The sequence below is a fragment of the Streptomyces hyaluromycini genome (assembly GCF_002217755.1).
Classification (GTDB): domain Bacteria; phylum Actinomycetota; class Actinomycetes; order Streptomycetales; family Streptomycetaceae; genus Streptomyces; species Streptomyces hyaluromycini.
Window position 1 is genome coordinate 25,899 of record NZ_BCFL01000031.1, and the last position, 23,963, is coordinate 49,861.

The 23,963-nt window shown below is 69.6% G+C and carries 17 protein-coding genes and 3 pseudogenes; 11 read left to right on the top strand and 9 right to left on the bottom strand.

Going from position 1 to position 23,963, the window contains the following annotated elements; genetic code table 11:
- The first annotated feature begins 67 nt into the window (after positions 1–67).
- The gene (locus SSP29_RS41665) at positions 68–1,510 is read left to right on the top strand and encodes an aldehyde dehydrogenase family protein (RefSeq protein WP_150135942.1); all 1,443 of its coding nucleotides are present in this window, start codon (positions 68–70) and stop codon (positions 1,508–1,510) included.
- A gap of 52 nt (positions 1,511–1,562) precedes the next feature.
- Here the strand turns inward: SSP29_RS41665 and SSP29_RS61410 are convergent.
- Positions 1,563–2,698 (bottom strand): annotated as a pseudogene (locus SSP29_RS61410) (beta-1,3-glucanase family protein).
- 403 nt (positions 2,699–3,101) lie between these two features.
- Between SSP29_RS61410 and SSP29_RS41675 the strand changes: the two are divergent.
- The 4 genes and pseudogenes from SSP29_RS41675 to SSP29_RS60510 form a co-directional block, all read left to right on the top strand.
- Entirely contained in the window at positions 3,102–5,873 is a 2,772-nt protein-coding gene (locus tag SSP29_RS41675; RefSeq protein WP_150135944.1) for a ricin-type beta-trefoil lectin domain protein, read from the top strand.
- Positions 5,874–6,179: 306 nt separating this feature from the next.
- Positions 6,180–8,807 (top strand): ricin-type beta-trefoil lectin domain protein, encoded by a 2,628-nt coding sequence (locus SSP29_RS41680; protein ID WP_150135945.1) that lies wholly within the window; start codon positions 6,180–6,182, stop codon positions 8,805–8,807.
- 10 nt (positions 8,808–8,817) lie between these two features.
- A complete protein-coding gene (locus tag SSP29_RS41685; RefSeq protein WP_089106163.1) occupies positions 8,818–10,458 on the top strand; it encodes a glycosyl hydrolase family 28 protein in 1,641 nt (546 codons plus the stop codon).
- Between the two features lie 651 nt (positions 10,459–11,109).
- Positions 11,110–11,619, top strand: a pseudogene (locus SSP29_RS60510) (carbohydrate binding domain-containing protein); the annotation flags it as partial.
- A gap of 65 nt (positions 11,620–11,684) precedes the next feature.
- Here the strand turns inward: SSP29_RS60510 and SSP29_RS41695 are convergent.
- A complete protein-coding gene (locus SSP29_RS41695) occupies positions 11,685–12,884 on the bottom strand; it encodes an MFS transporter (protein ID WP_245883503.1) in 1,200 nt (399 codons plus the stop codon).
- A gap of 89 nt (positions 12,885–12,973) precedes the next feature.
- Between SSP29_RS41695 and SSP29_RS41700 the strand changes: the two genes are divergently transcribed.
- The gene (locus tag SSP29_RS41700) at positions 12,974–13,735 is read left to right on the top strand and encodes a DeoR/GlpR family DNA-binding transcription regulator (RefSeq protein ID WP_089106166.1); all 762 of its coding nucleotides are present in this window, start codon (positions 12,974–12,976) and stop codon (positions 13,733–13,735) included.
- A 480-nt stretch (positions 13,736–14,215) separates the two neighbouring features.
- Here SSP29_RS41700 and SSP29_RS57400 read toward each other — a convergent pair.
- The 6 genes and pseudogenes from SSP29_RS57400 to SSP29_RS41725 form a co-directional block, all read right to left on the bottom strand.
- Positions 14,216–14,308, bottom strand: a pseudogene (locus tag SSP29_RS57400) (IS5/IS1182 family transposase); the annotation flags it as partial.
- A 189-nt stretch (positions 14,309–14,497) separates the two neighbouring features.
- On the bottom strand, positions 14,498–15,529 hold the full coding sequence (locus tag SSP29_RS41705) for a serine hydrolase domain-containing protein (RefSeq protein ID WP_218036967.1): 1,032 nt from the start codon (positions 15,527–15,529) through the stop codon (positions 14,498–14,500).
- A gap of 1,050 nt (positions 15,530–16,579) precedes the next feature.
- Entirely contained in the window at positions 16,580–17,017 is a 438-nt protein-coding gene (locus SSP29_RS41710; RefSeq protein ID WP_089106168.1) for an ester cyclase, read from the bottom strand.
- A 129-nt stretch (positions 17,018–17,146) separates the two neighbouring features.
- Positions 17,147–17,548, bottom strand: coding sequence for a hypothetical protein (locus tag SSP29_RS41715; RefSeq protein WP_089106169.1), 402 nt, complete (start codon positions 17,546–17,548; stop codon positions 17,147–17,149).
- Entirely contained in the window at positions 17,545–18,186 is a 642-nt protein-coding gene (locus SSP29_RS41720) for a TetR/AcrR family transcriptional regulator (protein WP_167450128.1), read from the bottom strand. The genes SSP29_RS41715 and SSP29_RS41720 overlap by 4 nt, the downstream gene beginning before the upstream one ends.
- 345 nt (positions 18,187–18,531) lie before the next feature.
- On the bottom strand, positions 18,532–19,068 hold the full coding sequence (locus SSP29_RS41725) for a TetR/AcrR family transcriptional regulator (RefSeq protein WP_089106346.1): 537 nt from the start codon (positions 19,066–19,068) through the stop codon (positions 18,532–18,534).
- A gap of 138 nt (positions 19,069–19,206) precedes the next feature.
- On the opposite strand from SSP29_RS41725, the gene SSP29_RS41730 reads away from it, so the two are divergent.
- The 5 genes from SSP29_RS41730 to SSP29_RS41750 all read left to right on the top strand — a co-directional run bounded on the left by SSP29_RS41730 (position 19,207) and on the right by SSP29_RS41750 (position 23,117).
- Complete coding sequence (locus SSP29_RS41730) at positions 19,207–20,412, top strand: MFS transporter (RefSeq protein ID WP_245883504.1); 1,206 nt, start codon at positions 19,207–19,209, stop codon at positions 20,410–20,412.
- A 339-nt stretch (positions 20,413–20,751) separates the two neighbouring features.
- Positions 20,752–20,886: a hypothetical protein gene (locus SSP29_RS61415; protein ID WP_368669286.1), complete on the top strand. Its 135-nt coding sequence runs from the start codon at positions 20,752–20,754 to the stop codon at positions 20,884–20,886.
- Between the two features lie 64 nt (positions 20,887–20,950).
- The gene (locus SSP29_RS41740; protein ID WP_150135950.1) at positions 20,951–21,241 is read left to right on the top strand and encodes a hypothetical protein; all 291 of its coding nucleotides are present in this window, start codon (positions 20,951–20,953) and stop codon (positions 21,239–21,241) included.
- Positions 21,242–21,252: 11 nt separating this feature from the next.
- On the top strand, positions 21,253–22,239 hold the full coding sequence (locus SSP29_RS41745; RefSeq protein ID WP_089106172.1) for an SDR family NAD(P)-dependent oxidoreductase: 987 nt from the start codon (positions 21,253–21,255) through the stop codon (positions 22,237–22,239).
- Positions 22,240–22,784: 545 nt separating this feature from the next.
- Complete coding sequence (locus SSP29_RS41750) at positions 22,785–23,117, top strand: winged helix-turn-helix transcriptional regulator (RefSeq protein ID WP_150135951.1); 333 nt, start codon at positions 22,785–22,787, stop codon at positions 23,115–23,117.
- Positions 23,118–23,271: 154 nt separating this feature from the next.
- Here SSP29_RS41750 and SSP29_RS41755 read toward each other — a convergent pair whose 3' ends face one another.
- Positions 23,272–23,901 (bottom strand): TIGR03086 family metal-binding protein, encoded by a 630-nt coding sequence (locus tag SSP29_RS41755; RefSeq protein ID WP_089106174.1) that lies wholly within the window; start codon positions 23,899–23,901, stop codon positions 23,272–23,274.
- Positions 23,902–23,963: the final 62 nt, after the last annotated feature.

The following is a 23,963-nucleotide window of genomic DNA, read 5'->3' on the forward strand; positions in this document are numbered from 1 at the left end:
CGTCGATGAGCCCGCCGAAGCGAACGCCAGGGCCGCGCGATCCGCCACCACAGGAACGGAGAACATCATGGACACCGTCACGCAGTTCGAGCACTGGATCGGCGGCCACCCGGCGCCGCCGGCCTCGGGCCGCCACCTGGACTCCACCAGCCCCCACGACGGCGGACTCGTGTTCCGCATCGCCGACGGCTCCGCCGAGGACGTCGAGCAGGCCGTCATCGCCGCCCACCAGGCCCAGCAGGCATGGGGGCGGACCACCACCGCAGAACGCTCCCGGGTCCTCACCTCCATCGCGGCCGGGATACGGAAGGACATCGACCGGCTCGTCGAGCTGGAATGCGCAGAAGGCGGCAAACTACCCGCTCCCGCCCGCATGGAACTGCTCGTCGCCGCCGACTACTTCGACTACTACGGCTCCATCGTGCGCACCCTCGCCGGCGACACGATCGACCAGGGCCCGCAGAACCTGACCTACACCCGGCACGAGCCCTATGGCGTCGTCGCCGTCATCACCCCGTGGAACGGCCCCCTCAACCAGGGCTGTCGCGGCATCGCCCCCGCGCTGGCGGCCGGCAACACGGTCGTGCTCAAGCCGAGCGAGTTCACCTCCGCCACCTCCCTGGCCCTGGGGCGGATCACCACCGAGGCCGGACTGCCCGACGGCGTCCTCAACGTCGTCACCGGACTCGGCCCCGCCGTCGGCGTCCCGCTGGTCTCACACCCCCTCGTCCGCCGGGTCAGCTTCACCGGCTCGGTCGCCACGGGCCGGGCCATCGGTCGGATCGCCGCCGAGCGCGTCATACCGGTCGCCCTCGAACTGGGCGGCAAGAGCCCGATTCTGGTCTTCGCCGACGCCGACCTCGACGCTGCCGCGAGGGCAGCGGCGATGTCCGTCCTGACCAACTCGGGGCAGGTCTGCTCGGCGACCACCCGGCTGCTGGTCGAGCGCAGCGTGCAGGACGATCTGGTACGTCGTATCGGCGCGATCCTGAACGACAAGCGGCCCGGCGAGGACTTCGGCCCGATCGTCACTCCCGCCCAGTTCGACAAGGTGCTCGGGATGCTGGCCACCGCACGGCAGGAGGGCGCCGACGCCGCCGTCGGCGGGCACAAGTGCGAGGACGGGGTGCCCGAGCGGGGGCTCTACATCCAGCCGACCGTGCTCACCGACGTCAAGCCCGACATGCGGGTGGCCCGAGAGGAGATCTTCGGGCCGGTGCTGGTCGCCATCCCGTTCGACACCGAGGACGAAGCCGTCACGCTCGCCAACGCCACCGAGTACGGCCTGGCCGGCGCCGTGTGGTGCGGGGACACCGCCCGAGGGATGGCACTGGCCCATCGCATCGAGGCCGGCCAGGTCGCTGTCAACGGCGGCGTCATGGGCATCGAGACACCGTTCGGCGGCTACAAGACGAGCGGCATCGGCCGGGAGAAGGGCATCGAGGCCCTCTACGAGTACACCCAGCTCAAGACGGTCAGCGTCACCCTGCCGGACCACGGCACCAAGTGAGCCGCATGACGGCCGGACGATCCTCGGAGTTGAGCACCGAGAGCCGTTGTCTCTAACCGCCGGCACTGCTGCCGAGGGCGACTGTCCAGGATGTCGGTGCGTAGTCCTGGAGATGTCCGTCGACGGGTGTGCTGCCGGTGGGCCCGACGTCGTCGTACGGGAATGCATAGCCGATCGACGCGTACTTGTGGACCAGCCGGGCGTAGTGGTTGGTCACGGCGTTGGTGTAGTACTGCGCAGCGGCGACGCCGCCGGGCTGGTTCTGTCCGCCGGCCAGCAGAAGGGTGCTCCGATTGAGCGCGGCGGCAAGGCGGGCGGCCACGGCGCCCCGCGCGTTGCCCCCGGAGTTGTACAGCGGCCCGCTGTCGCAGCTGAAGATGTCGCTCGCGCCGGGGCGGGTGAAGGGTACGCCGTTCGTGTTCAGGCCGGTGAAGACGAGAGTGTCGCCCGAGACCTTGCCGGTGTACGTGCCGAGGGACTGGGTGTCCACGGTGAGCGTTGAGCTGGAGAAGCGGCTCCACACCTGGTCGAGGTAGGAGTTCCAGTAGCTGCCGAAGTCGGTGAGTGCACGGGGGACATGACGCGCAGGACGGTGCCGCCGCTGTTCGTGACCACGAGGGAGTTCCAGGGAGCGCCATCGGTCTGGTACTGGGTGACCAGCCCCGACGCGATCGAGGGCAGTGCCCCGGCCGGCAGCGGGCTGACCGTCTGCTGCCCGGAACTGCCGGTGGTCCGCATGGAGACGGGCGCGGCGACCAGGTCCACGTAGCTGATGTTCGCGTACAGGTTGGTGCTGTTGTACGTGAACTCGCAGAAGGTCCAGTCCGTCAGCCAGTTGGGATCGGAGCTGGTGAATCCGGGCTGCACCAGCCCGGGGCCGGGGTTGACGAAGAACTGGATCTTCTTCCCGACGGAGAACCAGACGCGGCCGCCGATCACGTAGTCGGTGACGGTGAGTGTGGTGGAAGTGCCGGACGCGCCCAGGACGATGGCGTAGTCCGGCACGGGCGTCAGGGTCGTGGAGGGGTTGGACAGTCTGTGGAAGACGCCGTCCGCGGTGACGAAGCCGGGCCGGCCGCTGCTGTCCGCACCGGAGATGTAGGCGTAGACGGTGCTGGAGCCGGAGTTGTTCTGCAGGGTGATCGGCAGCGACGCCGCGGCCGAGGCGGTCGGGGCGAGCCCGGGCATCAGGACGGGGGCGGCAGGCGCGGCCACGGCCACGGGTGCGGTCGCGGCGACGGACAGGAAGGCGCGTCGTGAGAGCAAGAGGCACTCCTTGGCAGGACGGGACACGTGTCCCCCAACGCACGAGTACTCGATTGGTGTAGACCTGTTTGGCAGTGTTGGCTATCGATCATGCACCCGTCAAGGTGGGTGACCGTGTGACTGTGTGTGAGTGTTGACGGCCTGCGGCCTGGCAGGCTCAACGCATTCCGTCTGATTCAAACAGGTTCTCTGGTACAGACCTTGACGGTAATTCAACAGGACTCCACACTGGCGCCCAAACCTCCACGCACGGTTCGACGTTGAGCGCTCACGTGAGAGCGCTCTCAAGAGCAGTCCTCACCCCCCACTGGAGAAGGACGACGCTGTGCAGCGAACCCTGAAATGCCTCCTGCCCCTGTGGCTCACGGCTCTGGTGGCCGCCCTCCTCGTGGCCGGTGTGCCGCCGGCCCGCGCGGCGACGGACACGACGATCACGGTGGACGGCGGTCAGAGCGGCCGGACGTTCGACGGAATCGGCGCGATCAGCGGCGGCGGGGGCAACTCCCGGCTGCTGCGTGACTATCCGGCCGCCCAGCGGTCGCAGATCCTCGACTATCTGTTCAAGCCGGGTTACGGCGCGGACCTTCAGCTGCTGAAGCTGGAGATCGGCGGGGACGCCAACTCCACGGACGGCTCGGAACCGTCCGTCGAGCACACCAAGGGACAGATCAACTGCGACGCCGGATACGAGTTCTGGCTCGCCGAGCAGGCCAAGGCCCGTAACCCGGACATCAAGTTCTACGGTCTGGCCTGGGCGGCCCCGGGCTGGATCAACGGCGGTTTCTGGTCCACCGACACCATCGGCTACCTGATCTCCTGGCTGGACTGCGCGAGACAGCACGGGCTCACCGTCGGCTACCTCGGCGGCTGGAACGAGAAGGGCCATGACGCCGACTGGTACGTCCGGTTGCGGTCCGCGCTGGACAACGCGGGATACGGCGCCGTTCAGATCGTCGCCGACGACTCGGGCTGGAGCGTCGCCGACGACATGGCGAGCAACACGGCGTTCGACAACGCCGTTTCGGTCATCGGCGCCCACTACCCCTGCGCGGGCGGCGACGGCGGCAGCGCCGACTCCTGTTCCAGCACCACCACGGCGAAGAACAACGGAAAGCCCCTGTGGGCCTCCGAGAACGGCTCCCTGGACATGGACGCCGGGGCGCCGGCGCTGATCCGCTCGATCGTGCGCGGATACGTGGACGCGCGGATGACCGCCTACCTCAACTGGCCGCTGGTCGCGGCCCTCTACCCCAACCTGCCGTTCGGCACGGTCGGCCTGGCCACCGCGAACTCGCCGTGGTCCGGCAACTACGCGATCGGCGAGAACACGTGGGCGACCGCCCAGGTCACCCAGTTCGCCACGCCTGGCTGGACGTTCGTCGACTCCGCGTCCGGCTACCTCGGCGGAGCCGAGTCCAACGGCTCCTATGTGACGCTGAAATCGCCGAACGGCTCCGACTACTCCACGGTGCTGGAGACCACCACCGCCGGCTCGGCGCAGACCGTCGACGTCCAGGTGAAGGGCGGCCTGTCCACCGGAGCGGTGCACGTGTGGGCGACCCGGGTGAACAGCCCGAGCCCGGCCACGGACTTCGTGCACACCCAGGACATCACCCCGGCCGGGGGCTCCTACTCGCTGACGCTGCAACCCGGCTGGATCTACAGCGTCACCACGACCACCGGCCAGGGCAGGGGCACCGCCACCGCGCCCGCCGCCCACGCCCTCGCACTGCCCTACGGCGACACGTTCGACAGCGACGCGACGGGCACCGAGGCGACCTATCTGTCCGACATGCAGGGCTCGTTCGAGGCGCGCCCGTGCGCCGACGGCCGGACGGGGCAGTGCGTGCAGCAGGTGACCCCGGTCAAACCGATCGAGTGGCAGGACGACTCCGATCCCTTCTCGCTGGCCGGCGACCCGACCTGGAGCGACTACACCGTCAAGGCCGACGTCGACCTGCAGCAGGCCGGCACCGTCGAACTCCTCGGCCGGGCCAACACCCAGAACCGTCCGCAGAGCCACCAGGCCGCGTACCGGCTGCGGGTGAGCGACACCGGCGCCTGGTCCATCGTCAAGAGCTCGGCGGCCGGCAACCTGACCACGCTGGCCTCCGGCACCCGGGCAGTGCTGGGTACCAACTCGTGGCACACCCTCGCCCTCGGCTTCTCCGGCGACCTGATCACCGCCACCGCGGACGGCGCCGCCCTCGGCACCGCGACCGACGACTCCTTCGCCGCGGGCCAGATCGGCATCGGTGTGGTCGGCTACCGGACCGACCAGTTCGACAACCTCTCCGTCACCGCCAACCCCCCGGGCAACCACGGCGGCGTCCTCAAGGGCCGCCAGTCCGGACTGTGCGCGGACGTGCCCGGGGCGAGCCAGACCAACGGCGTCCAGATCGCGCTGTGGGACTGCAACGGCGGCGCCAACCAGTCCTGGACCCTGACGCCCGCCGGCCGACTCACCGTCTACGGCGGGGCGAAGTGCCTGGACGTCAAGGGCGGCGCGACGGCCGACGGTACGGCGGTGCAGATCTACGACTGCAACGGCTCGGCGGCCCAGCAGTGGACCGTCAGCAGCGACGGTACGGTGGTCAACCCCGCCTCGGGCAAGTGCCTGGACGCCACCGCGGGCGGCAGAACCCCCGGCACCCCGCTGGAGATCTGGACCTGCACCGGCGGCACGAACCAGAACTGGATCCGCGGCGCGGTCTCGGGGGCCGTCAAGGGCCAGGAGTCGGGCCGCTGCGTGGACGTCCCCGGCTTCAGCCAGACCAACGGCGCGCAGCCCGCCCTGTGGGACTGCAACGGCGGCACCAACCAGACCTGGACCTCCACCACCGGCAACCAGCTGACCGTCTACGACTCCAAGTGCCTGGAGGTCACCGGCGGTGCCACCGCGGACGGCAGCGCGGTGGAGATCTGGGACTGCAACGGCAGCACGGCCCAGCAGTGGCGGGTGCGTTCCGACGGCACCGTGGTCAACGTCGCATCCGGCAAGTGCCTGGACGCGGTCGCGCACGGCACGGCCAACAGCACGGCACTGGAGATCTGGACCTGCACCGGCGGCGCCAACCAGGTCTGGCGGCTGGCCTAAGCGCTCCGCTGGAAGTGCCGCGATGTGCCGTCTGCCGTCTGCCGTCTGTGGCGCCGTCGTGGCTGGTCGCGCCCACGCGGCGGAGCCGCATATGGATACAGCCCCGCGCCCCTTCGGGGCGCTGCCGAACCGCACCGGACTTCGCCGGACCCGCTCAGCCTCCCCTGCTCCCGCCGGGCCGTAGCCGCCCCACACGTGCTCACGGCCCGGCGGGCCTCCTCCCGGCGTCGCCCGCTCACCACTTCGCCGGCACCGTGCTGCCCGGCGCACCCCCCTCGTCATCACCCACCTCGATGAAGGACGCCCATGCCCACCACCCCGCTCAGACGCCTGCTGCAACGCTGCCTGACGGCACTGCTGTTGCCCCTGGCCCTCCTGGTCGTGCCGGCGCACGCCGCGGCCGCGGCCACCGGCTGGACCGTCACCGGCCCGTCCGCGGGCTCCCCGACCGCCGCACAGGTCACGCTGGACAACGGCACCCTCACCTTCGCCGCCTCCAGCCACGGCCAGACCGTGCTGTCACCGTCCCCGATAGGCATCCGCACCAGCGCCGCCGACCTGACGAAGAACCTGACGTTCCTGCAGCGCAGCGACCGGACGGTCACCGAGTCGTACACGATGACCACCGGCAAGCAGCGCAACCGGCAGACCGCCTACACCGAGACCACCCTGTCCTTCTCGGGCACCGGCGGGGCCCGGCTCGACGTCGTGGTCCGTGCCTCGGACACCGGTGTGGCCTACCGTTACGTGCTGCCGGGCAGCGGCTCGGTGACCGTGACCGGTGAGGCGTCGTCGTGGACGGTCCCGGCCTCCGCCAACGCATGGCTCGTGCCGCCCGACAGCGAGGACCAGGGCCAGTGGTTCGCCACCACCGCGGCCGCCGCTCCGACCAACACCTACCACCTGCCTGCGCTGTTCCAGGTCGGCGACGCCTACGCGCTGGTGGCCGAGACGGACCTCGACGGCCGGTACGCCGCCTCCTACCTCTCCCACACGGCCGGATCCGCCACCTACACCGCCCAGTTGGCGAGCGGGATCACCACCACGCTGCCGCTGTCGACGCCGTGGCGCACGGCGGCCATCGGTGACCTGGCGAGCGTCACCCAGTCCACGATCGTCGACGACCTCGCCACGCCCTCCAAGGTCTCCGACACCTCCTGGATCAAGCCCGGCGCCGTCGCCTGGTCCTGGCTGAGCGAACACAGCAGCCCGTCCAGCGAGGCCCGGCAGAAGCAGTACATCGACTTCGCCCAGCGGCACGGCTGGGGCTATGTCCTGATCGACGAGGGCTGGTCGTCCTCCTGGGTCCCGGACATCGTGTCCTACGCCAAGGCCAGAGGCGTCCAGGTCATCCTCTGGTTCAACTCCTCCGATCTGCGCACCGCGGCACAGCGCGCCCAGTGGCTGCCGCAGGTCAGGAACTGGGGAGTGGCCGGTGTGAAGATCGACTTCATCGACGAGTACACCCAGCCGACCCTGCAGTGGTACGACGCCGTCCTCGCGCAGACCGCGGACCTGAAGCTGATGGTCAACTTCCACGGCACCGCCATGCCGCGCGGCATGCAGCGCACCTGGCCCCACGTGGTCGCCGCCGAGGCGGTGTACGGCTCGGAACAGTTCCACAACCGGGCCGCCTTCGACACCATCCTGCCCTACACCCGGAACGTGATCTCCAGCATGGACTTCACCCCCGTGGTGTTCAGCATGACCGGCCGTGACACCACCGACGCCCACGAACTGGCCACCTCCGTCGTGTTCGAGTCCGGCTGGCAGCACTTCGCCGACAGCCCCGAGAGCTACGAGGCACACCCCGAGGCGCTCCGCATCCTCGACCAGCTGCCCACCGCCTGGGACGAGACACGCCTGCTCGGCGGCAGCCCCGGAAAGGAGACGTACCTGGCCCGTCGCGCCGGCGGGCGCTGGTTCGTCGGCGGTATCTCGGCCCTGTCCGCCAAGACCTTCCAGACCCCGCTGTCCTTCCTCGGCGCCGGACAGTGGCTGGCCGAGACGGTCCGCGACGGCACCGGCGGCCTGACCCACGAGACCCGCGTCGTCACCGCCTCCGACACCCTGTCGGTACCGGAGGCCGCCGACGGCGGCTTCGTGACGGCCCTGTGCCCCTACACGTCCGGCGTGACGACCTGCTCCACCCGGGGCCAGGCCGGCGCGCTGAAGGGCAGCCAGTCCGGCCTGTGCGCGGACGTGCCGGGGGCGAGCCAGGGCAACGGCACCCAGGTCGCGCTGTGGGACTGCCACGGGCAGGCCAACCAGACCTGGACCGCCTCCCCGACCGGGCAGTTGACGGTCTACGGCGGGGCGAAGTGCCTGGACGTCAAGGGCGGCGCGACGGCGGACGGTACGGCGGTGCAGATCTACGACTGCAACGGCTCGACGGCCCAGCAGTGGACCGTCAACAGCGACGGTACGGTGGTCAACCCGGCCTCGGGCAAGTGCCTGGACGCCACCGGTGGCGGCACCACCACCGGCACCCTGCTGCAGATCTGGACCTGCAACGGCGGCACCAACCAGACCTGGTACCGCGGCAACACCACCGCCGCCTACCAGGAGAAGCAGTCCGGCCGATGCCTGGACCTGCCCGGCGGCAACCAGGCCAACGGCACCCGTCCGGCGCTGTGGGACTGCAACGGCGGCACCAACCAGACCTGGTTCTCCACGGTGAGCGGTGAACTGACCGTCTTCGCCAACCGCTGCCTGGAGGCGGCCGGCGGAGCCACCGCCGACGGCACCGCCGTACAGATCCACGACTGCGACGGCACCTACGGCCAGAAGTGGCGGGTCCGCTCCGACGGCACGATCGTCAACCTCGCCTCCGGCACCTGCCTGGACGCGATCGACGGCGGCACCGCCAACGGCACCCAACTGCAGCTGTGGACCTGCAACGGCGGTACCAACCAGGTGTGGACGAGGAGTTGAGGAAACCCCTATGAGATCACCGTTCACGGCGGCCGGCGCAGCCGAGCGCCGTACCGCACGCGGCCCGGCTCTCTGCCTGACCGCTCTCCTGCTGGCCGTCGCGGCCCTGCTGGGACTTCCCCGTCCCGCCCAGGCCGCGCCGGCGGGCGTGGCGGTGTATCCGGTCGCGTCGATCTACCCGGCGTCGACGGACTACACGCTCACCGTCAACGGAACGTCCGTCCCCGTCACCAAGTACCCGGGGTACGACATCGCCCAGTTCGCCCTCGGTACCGGCACCGCCACCATGGCGGTGACCAAGACCAACAACACCGGCATCGGCTCGTACCGCATCAGTCCGCAGAAGCTGAACCTCAGCGGATCGGTCAGCGGCTCGACCCTGACCTTCACCGTGCAGCACGACGACTACCTGATCGTGAAACTGGACGGCCGCCCCAACCTGGTGATCGCGGCCGACCCGCAGGAGTCCGACCGCCCGCCGCCCACCGGCACCGGCGTCTTCGACGTGCAGAACGCCCCGTACAACGTGCCGCCGAACACCGGCGCCTACACCACCACCGCTTTCCAGACCGCACTGAACGACGCCGCCGCGTGGGGCTCCGCCAACGGCGGACAGGGCATCGTCTACGTACCCGCCGGTGTCTACACGCTGGGCAACCTCTACCTGCGGAGCAACCTCGCCCTCTACCTCGCCCCCGGTGCGGTGCTCCGCTACACCGGGGAGCCCGACCACTACGTGGTGGACGGGCACAAGGACTCCCAGGGGCGCGACCTCACCTGGTTCATCTCCACCCGCTACTCGTCGTCGAACATCAAGATCTACGGCCGGGGAATCGTCGACGGCAACGGGGCGGCCTCGCTCAAGCCCGGCAACCTGGGCGTGAACCTCCTCATGCCCGTCTACACCGACGGACTCACGGTCGACGGCATCACCTTCCGGGAGTCGAGCAGCTGGGCGGTCATCCCTCTGCGGTCCTCGAACCTGACGTTCCGCAACATCAAGCTCTTCAACAGGTTCGACATGGGCGAGAACGACGGGATCGACGTCACCGAGTCCACGAACGTCACCGTCACCCACGCGATCGGCATCGCGCTCGACGACCCGTTCTCCACCAAGACCTGGGGCGATGTCGCCGACATCTACAAGTCCGTCCCCGGTACCGCACGCCCGTTGAAGAACGTCACCTTCGACGACCTGGTCTCCTGGACCTACTGCTACGGGGTCAAGGTGGGCCAGGGCGTCATCCAGTCGCAGGACGGCGTCACGTTCCGGCACGTCGTCGTCTACGACGCCGCCGTGGGCATCGGCGTCCATCACAAGTACGGAGCGTCGAGTGCCACGAACATCCGCTTCGACGACATCGACATCGAGCGGCTGGACTTCACCAACGACGACAACAGGACATGGCTGGCCCTGATGACCGGCAACACCCAGGGCGTCGGCCCGGTCACGGGCGTCACGATCTCCGACGTCAGGGTCCGGGACGCCGGCACCACGGCCGCGCGCATCAACGGCCGGCCCGGTGCCCCCATCACCGGGGTCACCCTGAGCGACATCGTGATGCCGGCGAGCACCACCGCCGCGACCACGCTCGCTCAGATGAACCTCACCGACCTCTCGGACTACGGCCCCGTCACGATCACACCGTAGGCACCTGCTGTTCGAGTACTGATCTGCTGCTCGCCGCCGGTCGCAGGAGTGCTGCGCCGGCGGCGGCGGTGTCCGGCGGCCGCTCCGCGTGCTCGTGACGGGGACGATGCCGAGCGATGTGTGCCGGGCTCATGACCGGACGTCCCACTCGCGTGGACCGGTGCCAACGCCGCGCGCACGGGCGTCGGGCGTGGCTTCCCCGGCGCGGTACCGGCTGAACCTCCGGAGCGGGCGCTGCGTATGAGTTCCGAAGGGACACCCCCGGTCTCTGCCACGGGACGGAAGGAGAGCACCGTGCCCACACCGCCCGCGTCCGAGGCACCGGACGACCGCACCGCGCTGGAGCCCATCCGCGTGCTGCGTCAGCGCAACACCGACGCGCTGGCCCAACTGCTCGACGACATACGCCAGGACAGGGACTACCGCGACCACGCACCCGTGGCCGCACCCGTCCCGGACACCCCGACCGACGGCGAGACGGAGGAACTCCCGGCTGTCCCCGGCGGCAAGACGGAGGAACTGCCCGTACTCGGCGGCGGCACCCGCCCGCCGCGTCCTGAGGACCGCCCGCGGCTGGGGCCCGGACAGCGCCGGGCGGCCGTTTCGATGGCGGTCGTCGCGGCGGCCGTCGTCGGCTTCGGCTGCTCTCTCCTGATCCCCAGCCCCACCGAGGCCACCCCGACCGCTCCCTCGGCAAGCGCGTCGGCCGCCCCGACAACGGCCGCCCCGACATCGGCCGCCACCGGCGCGGTCGGGGTCGCCGACGTCCTGACCAACCCGGGCTTCGAGTCGGGCGGCCTCTCGCCGTGGAGCTGCGCCGGCAACCCGGGCTCGATCGTCTCCTCTCCCGTCCACTCGGGCGCCAAAGCCCTCCAGGGGACGGTGAGTTCGAGTGACACCGCGCAGTGCGACCAGACCGTCGCGGTACGGCCGAACACCACCTACGCACTCAGCGGCTGGGTCCGCGGCTCCAACGTCTACCTGGGCGTCAACGGCGGAGTCTCCACCTGGACCACTTCCCCCTCCGGATACAGCCCACTGACCGTCTCCTTCACCACCGGCACCTCCCAGACCAGCGCGACGATCTACGTGCACGGCTGGTACGCACAGGGCGACTACTACGCCGACGACATCACCCTGAGCGGACCCGGTAGCAGCGGTCACACCTAGAGCCTGTCGAGCGAGGCCTGCGCGGCACGGTGTCAGGGGCCGTGCCGGACAGGCGGTCAGCGGTTGCCGGGTGCCAACTCGCGCGTGCGATCGGACTCGGTGCGCAGGACTCCCGAGGCCGCGGCGGTGATCACACACAGCAGGGTCAGCAGTACGAAGGCGTGGTTCAGCGCCACGAGATGAGTTGCCCAGCCGATGACGGCCGGACCGGCGAGCATGCCGACGTAGCCGAGGCCGGCGACACGGGAGACGTTGGCGCCGGCAGCGGAGGGGTCGGAGTGCCCGGCTGCGCTGAACAACTGGGGGACACAGCCGGACAGCCCCAGGCCGAACAGCGCCCACCCGGCGAACGCGGACCACACCCAGGGGGAGACGGCCACGATCGTGATGCCGACGGCGGCCGTCGCCGAGCCGTAGCGGAGTACGGCCATGGACCCGAACCGGGCCACGAGACGGTCGGCGAGCAGCCGGCCGATGGTCATCGCCGCCGCGTAGGTGCCGTAGGCGAAGGCGGCGGTGCTCGCGGGTGCGCCGAGGACGTCCTTCAGGTGCAGGGTGCTCCAGTCGTTCGCGGCTCCCTCGCACAGCATGACGATGAGGGCGAGGCAGGCGAGGATCCCGATGCGCCCGGGAGCGCTGTGCGGCTTCGCGGCCGGTGCCTGCTCCTCTTCCGCGGAGCTGGTGGCGGCGGGTGGCGGCGTGGCCGGCAGCAGAGCGCGTGCCGACGCCAGTGCGGTCACGACGCCTGCGGCTCCCAGGGCGCCCATGGCCGCGGCCGGGCTCATGCGGGTGCTCACGGCACCCGCTGCGACGATCGAGGCGAGGACACCGCCGACGGAGAACATGGCGTGGAAGGCCGACATGACGGGCCGGCGGTACGCCTTCTCCACGTGCACGGCGTGGGCGTTCATGCTCACGTCCAGGCAGCCGTTGGCGAAGCCGAAGACCAGCAGGGCGCCCGCCAGCGTCACGGGATCACGGGCCAGGCCGGGCAGCACCAGGGTTGCGCTGCACAGAACGCCGGTGGCGGGGACCACCACTCGCGCCCCGAGGCGGTCGGCCAGACGCCCGGCCACCTGCATACCGACGAAGGCCCCGAGCCCCAGCAGCACGAGCAGGCCCCCCAGCGTCGCATGGCTGATGCCCACTCGCTCCTCGACGGCGGGGATGTGCACCACCCAGGTGCCCATCAGAGTGCCGCAGAGGATGAAGTAGACGAAGGTCGCCGCACGGGCGGCTCGAAGCGAACGATCCATGCCGATCACCGTAACGAACATTTTCCATGTTCGAAAGTCCACTCATTGAACACGTTGAATGTTCATTTCGGGTGGTGTTCAATCGCGGTATGACCAACACAGACCGGCACGGGCTGATCGCCCAGGCCCTCAGGGAGTCGGGCAGCGCCACGGTCCAGGACCTCGCCGAGCTGACCGGTGCTTCGGAGATGACCATCCGACGTGACCTCGACACGCTGGCCGCGCAAGGCGTTCTCGAACGCGTCCGGGGCGGAGCGCGCACCCTGCTGCTCAGGGGCGAGGAGCCGCCCTTCGCGCTGCGCGCCCGCGAGGCCGTGGAAGCCAAGCGCCGGATCGCGGCCGAGGTGTCCTCGCTCATCACCGACGGCGAGACCGTCCTCCTGGACAGCGGCACCACCTGCCTGGAGGTGGCCCGCCACCTGCGTCAACGACCGGTCACGGTGATGCCCCTGTCGCTGCAGGCCATCCACCTGTTCGGCGAGACGCCGGGCCCGGCCACGCTGATGGTGCCCGGCGGGCGGCCCCGCGCCGCCGAGGGGGCCCTCACCGGCCCTCTCACGCTCGCCTCCCTGTCGGCGCTGCGCTTCGACACCGCGGTCATCGGCTGTTGCGGCGTGAGCGCAGCCGAGGGCCTGACCGCCTACGACCTCGATGACGCCGCGGTGAAGAAGGCGGGCATCGCCTCCGCACGCCGCATCATCGGCGCTGCGGACGGCAGCAAACTCGGCCGCACCGCCTACGCCTACGTCGGCCCTTCCGCGCTCCTGCACACCCTCGTCACCGACTCCACGGCGCCCGCCGAAGAAGTCGCCGCGTTCGAGGGCACGAGCACGGTCGTCAAGACAGTCTGACGAGCAACTGGTCGCGGAACCGCGCGGCTTCGCCGTCGCGATCGAGACGCCCTCAACCTCGACACCGGCAACGGCTACCTCGGCGGCAACGACCTCCACGCGTGGCTGGAGTGGCGATGGGTTCGCCGTTGGAGACCTGGCCGTAGATGTCGTGGCCGCGTTGGAAGCGGCGGGCCGATGCCCGCATCCGCCGGAGACATTCTTGGACGAGGCGGGTGCCGGAACGCCCGCAGGGAGGACTTCGGCGGGCACATGAGCCACCATGACGACATCGGGCAGCGGCCGGGTTCCGTCGCAGACGTGGTCCCGGGGGGGTGGTGAGGGAGACCGCGGCAGGGGACTCCGCACTCCGGCTGGTCCTGGCCTCGCCCCTGTACCGCGGCGCGACAATCGCCCTGTTCCTCGCGGGACTTGGGCAGTCCGCGGCCGCGCCGCAGATCGCGCAGTTCCTGACGAAGGAGCTGGGCGGCTCGCTGACCACGTGCCCCGCTCCCGGCGTCGGGCGGCCGGCAGGCGGGAGAGACAGCGCAGGGTCGAGCTGGACGTATCGATCCCCGATGGGTGGACAAGCAGGCGAAACCCCAGGCGGACAGGTCGACCTTGGTTGACAACCCGTCTACCCATCTACCCGTCTACCAGGAGCTTCACCTGTTCCCGGACAGCGCCCCCACGCCAACTCGCCGCCCAGTCCCCAAGTCAAAACCGCTCAGTCAAGCGTTTCACATCGTGATCCGGAGGCAGCCCCCCACGGAAACGCGCTGGTCAGTCGAAGATGGCGCAGTTGACCGCGTCCATCAGGGCCGCGCCGGTCTGGTGCGCCTGCTTGCTGAGAGTGGACGTGGCAAAGAAGAAGGCGGCCGTGCGATGGCCGGTGGAGTCGGTGACGTTGTAGGTCGCATAGCCCGGGACGATGCCGACGTGGTCCCAGACCGTGCCACAGTCGGTCTTCGCCGTCTCGATGCCCAACCCGTAGCCGAGCTCGTCCGGGTCCCCCGGCCCGTCCTCCGGCACGGTGGTGCGCATCTCGGCCAGTTGGGCGGCGGGCAGCAGGCGGCCCGACATCAGCGCGCCGTAGAAACGGGACCAGTCACCGGCGGTGGACACGATCGCGGCATCCGCTCCGTCGGCCGTGACGTAGTCGCCGGTGACGTCCACGTGGTCGTCGTGCTGCGGTCCGGCGTAGTTCCTGAACTCGTCGGGGACGTCCGGTGGCATGTGGGCGGCGTCAGGTTCGTAGCCGTGCGCGTGCCGGTCGTGCCAGGCGGAGCCGGTGGCGTAGAAGGTGTGCCGGAGCCCCAGAGGTCCGGCGATCCGGTCCCGCACCAGCGCCGCAAGGCTTTTACCGGTGGCCTTCTCCAGGACGGCGCCGATCGCGATGTAGTTGGTGTTGCTGTACGACCACTCGGTGCCGGGCTCGAACAGTGCCGGGTGTCTGCTCACCAGGCTCAGGATTTCCGTCGACGTCCATACGTGGGTGTCCTGGCCGGTGAGGGCCGGTGCGAGGGCGGGGTCGTCGGTGTAGTCGAACAACCCACTGGTGTGGTTGAGCAGCATGCGCAGGGTGATCGCTCTGCCGTTACGCACCTGGCCGGGCAGCCACTTGTCGACCGGGTCGGTGAGGGCGAGTCTGTGCTCAGCGACCAGTTGCAGGACGAGGGCGGCCATCACCGTCTTGGTGTTGGACGCTTCTCGCACCTCGTCGTCCGCCCTGAGCCGATGGTCCCTCTTCGTCCAGGCGGCCTGCTCGGAGATCTCGAAGGGCCTGCCGTGACCGTCGTCCACCCGCACGATCACCCCAGGCACTCCTTCTTCCACCAACTTCCGCGCCAACTCCCGCAGGTGAGCGCGTGTCTCCGCAGTGCCGTCCTGTCGGACCGCCGCACTCTCGCGGACCGTGTTCGCACTCGACGGGGTCGCAGCGAGGGGCACGACGAGGGCCGCGGACACCGCAACTGCTGCTACTGCGCGTAACCCCGTCGGTTGCGGGCGCCGTCGAACATGCACATTCACACGCAATTCATGCTCCTTCGAGAATCCGGGAAGACCGTCGAGCACGATCGGGGGACGGCGAGGAGAACACCGGACTCCGCCCGGCGAGTTGTCGCCCGCCCCTGGGGCGAAGCCAGCTCCGACGGGCCGTGTACAGCCCTGGGGAATCCTTCGGAGGATAGCCGGGAGGCCGGGCGAAAAGGATGAATATCGTTTACTCGATCATGTTTCCTGGGCGGAGTCCGCGAAACGAGCGTTCTCCACGGTCCCGCTCCGCACCAAGGTCACGCGAGGCGCGGGGCCGGGTAATCGTGTGGCTTGAACGGAACGACCCCGAAGCTCTCGCTGTGTTCGGCGGCCCGGGGAGCCAGGTGGCCAGTCGTGTCTGGTGGCGCCGGGGTGCGAGATGGCCGTCCCCGGCGGCCATCTCCTTCTTGGGCTGACGGATATTCAGAGGGGCTACCTCAGCCGGGTGGGCTTGGCGGAGATGCAGCCGCCGGCAGACCCCGACTATCCGTTATGGCGCCGTGAGCGGGTGCCGACTGCCGCGGAGAGCGACGGTCTCTACGGGACGTTCTTGGGCACCCTCGGCGGAACCATCGGAACCATCGGAACCATCGGGACCTGGGACGAGGCATACGGTCCCGAGGAGGGCGTACATGCCTCACTGTTCGCTTTCTTGCAGGAGACGGCGAACCGGCTGGAAGGGGTGTCCTCGGGAGACTGGAGTGGTTCTGGAAAGTCTGCGGGACGCCGTAGGCTCGATGCCCGTCACAGCCAATCGTTCGCTCCGGAACCGACCGCCGTTGCCGGCCCCCCTCGGTCGCGGCCGCCGAGTCTGATCACAAGCTCCTGTCAGGCGTTGAGCTGTTGGAGCGCCGTCGCCCAGTTCTCAATGTGGTAGCCCTTCGCCAGCCTTCCGTCGCGGACGGTGAACACGTCAATGGCCATCGTCCTGAAGGACTTTCCGGTCGGAGCAGCGCCCCAGAATTCCTTGACCGGCGTCCCCGTCGCTTCTCCGCGCACGATCATCGTGTCGTCGACCACATGGATGTCGACCACCTCCCATGCCAGATCGGGCACGGTCTCTCCCATGGACTTGAACACGTCGGCCAACTGGTCGCGCGTCAGGAATTCCTGGTTTGTGTGATACGAGTGATAGTCGTCGTTGCACGCCTGCGCCAGAAGTTCCGACACGTTCTTCTCGCTCGGTTTGTTCAGGGCCTCGTAGAGCGGAGCTGAGATCCTGCGGGCCTCTTCGACGGTCATGAACGATTCGTCACTCTTGGTCATCTGGTCTTGCCTCTTGTCATAGACGGCGTCGTACCGAGCCGATCGGCACCGGACAACCCGAAATTATCTTGGGCGTCGATTCCGTTCTCTCACCTGAATGTGTGAGGAGCAGGCCGGACGACGGTGCGACTACTCGGAGGGGCTCGGCGTGGCGCTGTTCACCGGCTGTCGCCGAATCCTGAGGAACAGTGCGGGTCCGGCGCTGAGGACGAGCAGGCCGACAGCCAGCAGGAGCCACGGGTTGAGCAGGCCGTCGGTGCAACTGCTGCCGCCGGCCGAGGTGGTGCAGTAGGTGCCGGGGCCGTGCCGGTTGAGGTAGGCGAGCAGGAACAGGGGCAGGCTCGCACCTGACAGCAGGCCGGGCAGGCTCTGCCGGGTGTCCCGACGCGTGGCCAGCGCGACGGTGCCGGCCACGGCGATCGGCAGGATGAAGATCCCGATCGACAGCATGGTGAGCAGGGCGAGCAGGTAGCAGGCTCCTGTCAGAAGCCATCCTGTGAAGAGCAGCCAGGCGCGTCTGTTGCTGGTCATGCCTTCTTCTTTCGTTTGAAGATGTCGAGAAGGGAGGCGATCTTCCCGGCACGATCGAACAGAGCCAGTGCGGGCTCGCGTTCCTCTTCGAGGTTGGCGAGCATCTCCAGGCCCAGGTACAGGGCGACGATCGCGTGGGCGAGTTCTTCGGGGGGCAGCAGTCGAGCGGCGGGAGAGCCCGCGAGGGCCTCGCGGATGCTGTCGGCGGCGAAGGTGCGCCACGGACGGATCCGGGCGGCGACCTCCGGGCGGAGTTCGGGGGTGAACTGGGCTGCGGCGATCATCTCGACGAGCACGGTCACGTGCCCCTGGTCCAGGTCCTCGTCGAAGACCGCCCTGGCGGCCCGGACCAGGTCGCCGATGCTCTTGGACTCGTCGACCATCGCCCGGTAGCGCGTGTTGCGGGCGCCGCTGACCTCGTCCAGGGCCGCCAGGTGCAGCTTGGCCACCGAACCGAAGTGGTAGAAGACCAGCGACTGTTGACAGTCGGCCCGCCGGGCGATCTCCCGCGCGCTGGCCCCGGCGAAGCCCTCCTCGCGCAGTGCGGCGACGGCTCCTGCGACCAGTGCCGCTCGTGTCGCTGCCGCACTGGGGCTCCCGGACGGCTCGACCGACCTCTTCCCGCCGGCTCTGGCCACGCTGCACCCCTTCGACTGAGCGATCGGATTGAGCAACTGCTCAAAACGTAGGGGTCGTCAGAAGCGCCGTGCAAGAGTCCAAAACCAGCCACTGATCGACACCGCGACGCCAAGTCGCCGACCGCGACGTAAAACCCCGAAGGGGTTCGAGATTCGGCCGCCGGGCTCGCGGGTGGCGTGGTGCGGGCTCGCCGCTCGGACCACGCCGGCCGGCAGCTGCGGCGTGCCGGCCCGGCGATCCGGGGGAGGGGCTGGGCGGGCTGCCGTGAGGGTCGGTCGCCGCGCCGGTTCGGCCGAGGGGCGGGAGGAATGCCCCGTGCTCGCGGGATCTTGGGCGCTCCGGCCTCAGAGCTCGTCGACGTACGCCTGCACGTTGATCTCGGACAGCGTCCAGGGCAGGAAAATGACCCGGTAGATGATCGGGGCGACCACCCGGTCGATGACCTCGTCACCACTGAACGTGCCGCCGGAGCGCGCGGCGAAGGCGGCCGCCTCGGCCCGCCGGTCACGCAGGCAGTCCGACTCGCTCTCGCCGGCCGCGGCGGCCCCGCCCCGGAGGATGGCGGCGTTCACGGGGGCGCTGTAGTGACTGATCAGCTCCCGCGCCCATGCGGCCAGGTCGCTCCGGACGTCCCCGGTGTCGGGAAGGCTGCGCTCGGGGTCCAGTCGATAGGTCGCCAAGTCGTTGATCATCGTCCTGGCGTCGCCCCAGCGCCGGTAGATGCTGGAGTGATTCACCCCGGCGCGCTCCGCGACCATCGGGATGGTGATGGCGTCGCTGCCCAGCTCGGAGATCAGTTCCTCGACGGCTTTCCTGATGGACGCGAGTACGGCGGCGCTGCGGCCGCCGGTGCGGCGTCGCGGGGTCGATTCGGCAGTCATGGACGCCACAGTAACGCACAGGGCTTGGCAATAACTCTCCTCCGGGTCTAGGCTCCTCGTAACGCACAGATCCTGGCCTTAGGGGGCTTCGACGTGAATCGCGTCATCGAACCAACGCTTGATCCCAGTCCGGTCCTGGTGCACGCCGAGCCTGCCCGGGCCCGGAGACTGCTTGCTCCTTCCGCCGCGTTCGCCGGATCGGGGGCCGTGTTCGCGGCGCTCTACGTGGCCGCGGGTGCGCCCACGCCGCTGCTGGTCGTCTTCGAGCAGCGGTGGGGCTTCCCGGCGTGGGTACTGACGGTCGCCTTCGCGTCCTACGCGCTGGGCCTGCTGACGGCCCTGCTGGTCGCGGGTTCCCTGTCCGACCACGTCGGGCGCCGACCCGTCCTGATCGGATCCCTCACGGTGGAGCTCGGGGCGATGCTGATGTTCGTCTTCGCCTCCGACATCGGCTGGGTGATCGCGGCCCGCACCATCCAGGGCATCGCCACCGGCGCGGCGACCAGCGCCTTCTCGGCCTCGGTCGTGGAACACGCCCCGGAGTACCGCAAGAAGCTGGCAACGATCGTCACCAGCATCGCACCGGCCGGCGGGCTGGGCCTGGGCGCCCTCCTGACCGGCGCGGCGGTCCAGTTCAGCACCCATGCGAGCGCCCTGGTCTTCACGGCCCTAGCGGTGATCATGGTCGTCGGCACGGGTGTCGTCGCGTTCTCGGCCGAGACGGTGTCTCCGCAGCCGGGAACCGCGCGCTCCCTGGTGCCTCACGTTTCCGTCCCCAGGGCCGCGCGCCGTGAATTCGTGGCGAGCATCCCCGTGCACATGGCCGCATGGATGCTGGCGGGACTGTTCATGGGGCTCGTCCCCACCATCCTCCGCGACCTGCTGGGCCTGCACAGCGGTCTCCTGAACGGTGCCACGGTCTTCGTCCAGCCCGCGGCCGCCGCCGTGGCCGGCCTCTCGCTCGGCCGCCTCACGCCGCGTCGCACGATTCTCGTCGGCGGTGTGGGCGTGCTGCTGGGTACCGCGGTCAACATGACCGGAGTCGCCACCGCGGCACTCCCGCTGCTGTGGCTGGGGGGTCTCATCGGCGGTGTGGGCGTGGGAGCCTCCTTCTCCGGAGCCCTGCGCACCATCACCCCCCTCGCGCAACCCCATCAGAGGGCCGGGCTCTTCGCGGCCGTCTACCTGGTCGCCTACCTGAGCTTCGGAGTGCCGGCGATCATCGCAGGCCTCCTGATCGCCCCGCTCGGACTGCTGCACACCGTCCTCGGCTACGGCGTCGTCATCATCGCCGCCGCGGCTCTCGGCCTGCTCGCGCAGTACCGCAGGCCCGCCGGTCGCTGACCGACGAATCGCCCGGCGATCGCCGATGATCAACGGCGACCACGCACCCCCTTCCTCCTCAGGCGACACCCCGACAGTCAGAAGGCGCACCATGACACAGGAGAGCGAGTTTCCCGCCCGGGCCTCCGGAGTCCTCCGAATCTGCGGTGACCTGCCTGTCGGCCGGCTCGGGCGCGTGCCATCGCACGTGACCATCTCGACCTGTACCTCCGGCTGCCCAACTACACCACGAACTTCGAACGCCTCGGCTTCACCGACGAGGACTTCACCGACGGCGGCAGCGACCGGCTGGTCGACGCCCTGGTCGCGTAGGGAACCGACGACGCGATCGGCGACCGGTTGGCCGAGTTCCACACGGCCCGCGCCGACCACCTGGCCCTGCAACTCATCACCGGCGAGGGAGGCGAGCGCCCGCCGCTCGACCAGTGGCGCCGCCTCGCAGACCTCATCGGCGGCACCGCGAAGACCGCGTAGCACCGCGTAGCGCACTCGTGACGACGTCCGCAGGACCCAAGACAGTCGCCCTCTGGAGCACGTCATGTCCACACCCGAGCAGGACAGAGAACTCGTTCCGGCGGCCTTCGGTGCCCTTTTCGGCACGCCCGGCCGGCACCCGTCCCTCCTGTACCGGAGCGCCTCCACGGCCGACGTCGCGGCTCCCGCATTCGCCCACCGGTACCCCGAGGCCATCGCGCAGATGTCGCACTGGCTCGCCGCCCGTCGGCTGACGAGCGTCGAGGACAAGGTGCACGGCGACATCGAGACGTTCCCGGCCGCACTCACTTCCTCACCTGTTCCGGTGAGGGCAGAACAACCGACCACTGACTAGGACTTGAGGTCATGACAACCACCCAGCGCATCCACACCCCCTTCGGAGAAGAGTCGACGGCCGCCGAGGTCATCGAAGGCATCGACCTCACCGGCAAGCACGCGGTCGTCACCGGCGCCGGCTCCGGTCTCGGCGCCGAGACCGCCCGCGCCCTCGCGAGCGCCGGCGCCTCGGTCACCCTCGCGGTCCGCAACACGGACGCCGGAGAGCAGGCCGCGACCGAGATCCGTAAGGAGACCGGAAACGACGCCGTCCATGTCGGCCGGCTCGATCTCGCCGACAAGGCGTCGATCACCGCCTTCACGAACGCCTGGTCCGGGCCCCTGCACATCCTCGTCAACAACGCCGGCGTCATGGCACTGCCCACGCTGGAGCGCACACCGGACGGCTGGGAACTCCAGTTCGCGTCCAACCATCTCGGGCACTTCGCACTCGCGCTCGGCCTGCACGACGCGCTCGCGGCCGCCGGCAAGGCACGGATCGTGTCGCTGAGCTCCCGCGGCCACCATGCCTCGCCCGTCGAGTTCGACGACATCAACTTCAACACCCGCCCCTACGACCCGTGGCTCGCCTACGGGCAGTCCAAGACCGCCAACGTTCTCTTCGCAGTCGAGGCGACCAACCGCTGGGCCACCGAGGGAATCACCGCCAACGCCGTCCACCCCGGCGTGATCATGTCGACGAACCTGTCGCGCTACATGGATCCCGACCAGGCCGCACAGCTGCGCGCCGCCGAGGCGGCCGGGGAATCCGGCTCGATCCAGGGCGCGCCGTTCCGGTTCAAGACCATCGCCCAGGGCGCGGCGACGAGCGTGCTGGTCGCGACCTCGCCCCGGCTGGAGGGCATCGGCGGTCGCTACTTCGAGGACAACAACGAGGCGGAGAAGCTGACGTCCGAGGCCGTGGGATCCGCCCCCGGCGGCGTGGCCCCGTACGCGCTCGACCCGGCCGCCGCCGAGCGCCTGTGGGAACTTTCGCTCGCCGCAGTGCGCGCGTAACCACGGTCGTCGGACACCACGCCCTGAGCCGGCCCCAGCCGGTGCGCCCGGTGCGCCCGGTGGCCCGCGTCCCGGGTCAGGGTGTGGTCCGCGTCGTTGCTGGAGGCCGCGAGCGCGTTGGCGCTGTCGTGAACTGCGGCCAGTTGCCGGCCCAGGGGCTCCGGGTCGGCCGCTCCCGCCTCGGCGGCGGTGGCAGTTCTCGGGCCCCGCCGATCGGAGCGAAGATCGCCAACAATCGCCGAACCGGCGTCAGATACTTCTCCACCAGCGCGTTCCTGGCCGGGAAGTGCACATACGAGGTCCGCGGCGACACACGCGCGGTCTCGATCAGCGCAGTCACGCCGGGGGCGTTCGCGTTCGCGTCGACCCTGCCGGGCGGAATGGGGAACCAGATCTCCAATGGTTACCATGTCACAGGCGGAGCCATGGACCCCTTTGGGGGCATAGTATAGGGTTCGACTGTGACAGTAGAAGACCGATCAGTGAGCAGTGCCCCGAACCGGCCGAACATTCTCGACGCGCTCTGCCCGAGCCGTGATGTATTCGTGGACCTGGCAGACAAGTGGGTTCTGCTCATGCTGGTGTGTCTTCGCGAAGGCGGCGCCCAACGCTACTCCGAGCTGCATCGTTCCCTGGGCGGCATCAGCCGCAAGATGCTGTCCCAGACTCTGCGGACGCTGGAGCGGGACGGTCTTGTCCTGCGCTCCGTCGACCCCAGGTCGACTCCGCCCCTGGTGCTGTACAGCCTGACCGAACTCGGCGGTGAACTCGCCGAGGAGACAAGGGCTCTGTGCGCCTGGACCGAGAAGCGGACCACCGTGGTACACGAAGCCCGCGCGGCCTACGACCGACGCCAGGACGCTGGCCAGGACGCCTGAGACCAGCGCCGCCTCGAAGCCCGTCACCGGTTCCCCGGCCGCGCCCTCCGCCGGGTGGCGCCGACAAGCCGACCCGGTTCGGGGAGGCCAGGGCGCGGAAAAGGGCGAACGGGCGCGCTCGCCGCTCGGCGGGGCACCACCGGATCACCCGACATCAGTTGCAACCCTTGCCGCCTCGGGCGCACGGGGGACTCCATCGCGGATCTCTGCCGCTGAGTGCCAGACTTCGCTCGAACAGGGACGCGTGGACGTCCTGGGGCACTTCGTCGGCCAGGAGGCCGAGTCCTCGCATACGAGGAGCCTCACGCGCATAGGTGCCGAGCATGGCCCTGGCCAAGGACTCGGGCACGTCGAGACGTTGGCCGGTGGCTACCGCCACGTCCCAGGCGTGGACGGCGAATTCCGCGATGAGGATCCCGCCGAGCGCCTCGGCGGGCATGGGCGGCCCGCCGAGGGCCGCCTTCCCCTGCCATGCCCTCGTGCCGGACCACGCTCCGGCTGCCGGCCCCGCCAGGCCGTTCACGACCAGAGCCCACTCCGACTCCGGCCGCCCGGCCAGAACGGGCACCGGATTCGCAGTCAGCAGGGCGGGGTCCGAGGCCGTGCGGGCACCCGCATCCCGTGTCAGCACAAGCATCATGGCGATGTGATTGACGAGGTCCTTCACCCTCCACTCCGCATCCGGAGTCGGGTTCTCGTACTGGTCCACCGGTGCACCGTCGACAGCGGCCGCGACCAGGCCGATACTCTGCGTCAGCTGTTCCGCTCCGGCCAGTGGTGTCATGGGACGTCCCTCCGCGCCGCCGCCGGATCCGGACGAACGGTCCTGTGGCGGCTTGTTCGAGA

Coding starts and splice junctions, on each gene's coding strand:
- SSP29_RS41665 (WP_150135942.1), top strand. CDS start 68: ATGGACACCGTCACGCAGTTCGAGCACTGGATCGGCGGCCACCCGGCG.
- SSP29_RS41680 (WP_150135945.1), top strand. CDS start 6,180: ATGCCCACCACCCCGCTCAGACGCCTGCTGCAACGCTGCCTGACGGCA.
- SSP29_RS41685 (WP_089106163.1), top strand. CDS start 8,818: ATGAGATCACCGTTCACGGCGGCCGGCGCAGCCGAGCGCCGTACCGCA.
- SSP29_RS41695 (WP_245883503.1), bottom strand. CDS start 12,884: ATGGATCGTTCGCTTCGAGCCGCCCGTGCGGCGACCTTCGTCTACTTC.
- SSP29_RS41700 (WP_089106166.1), top strand. CDS start 12,974: ATGACCAACACAGACCGGCACGGGCTGATCGCCCAGGCCCTCAGGGAG.
- SSP29_RS41710 (WP_089106168.1), bottom strand. CDS start 17,017: ATGACCAAGAGTGACGAATCGTTCATGACCGTCGAAGAGGCCCGCAGG.
- SSP29_RS41715 (WP_089106169.1), bottom strand. CDS start 17,548: ATGACCAGCAACAGACGCGCCTGGCTGCTCTTCACAGGATGGCTTCTG.
- SSP29_RS41725 (WP_089106346.1), bottom strand. CDS start 19,068: ATGACTGCCGAATCGACCCCGCGACGCCGCACCGGCGGCCGCAGCGCC.
- SSP29_RS41740 (WP_150135950.1), top strand. CDS start 20,951: ATGTCCACACCCGAGCAGGACAGAGAACTCGTTCCGGCGGCCTTCGGT.
- SSP29_RS41745 (WP_089106172.1), top strand. CDS start 21,253: ATGACAACCACCCAGCGCATCCACACCCCCTTCGGAGAAGAGTCGACG.
- SSP29_RS41755 (WP_089106174.1), bottom strand. CDS start 23,901: ATGACACCACTGGCCGGAGCGGAACAGCTGACGCAGAGTATCGGCCTG.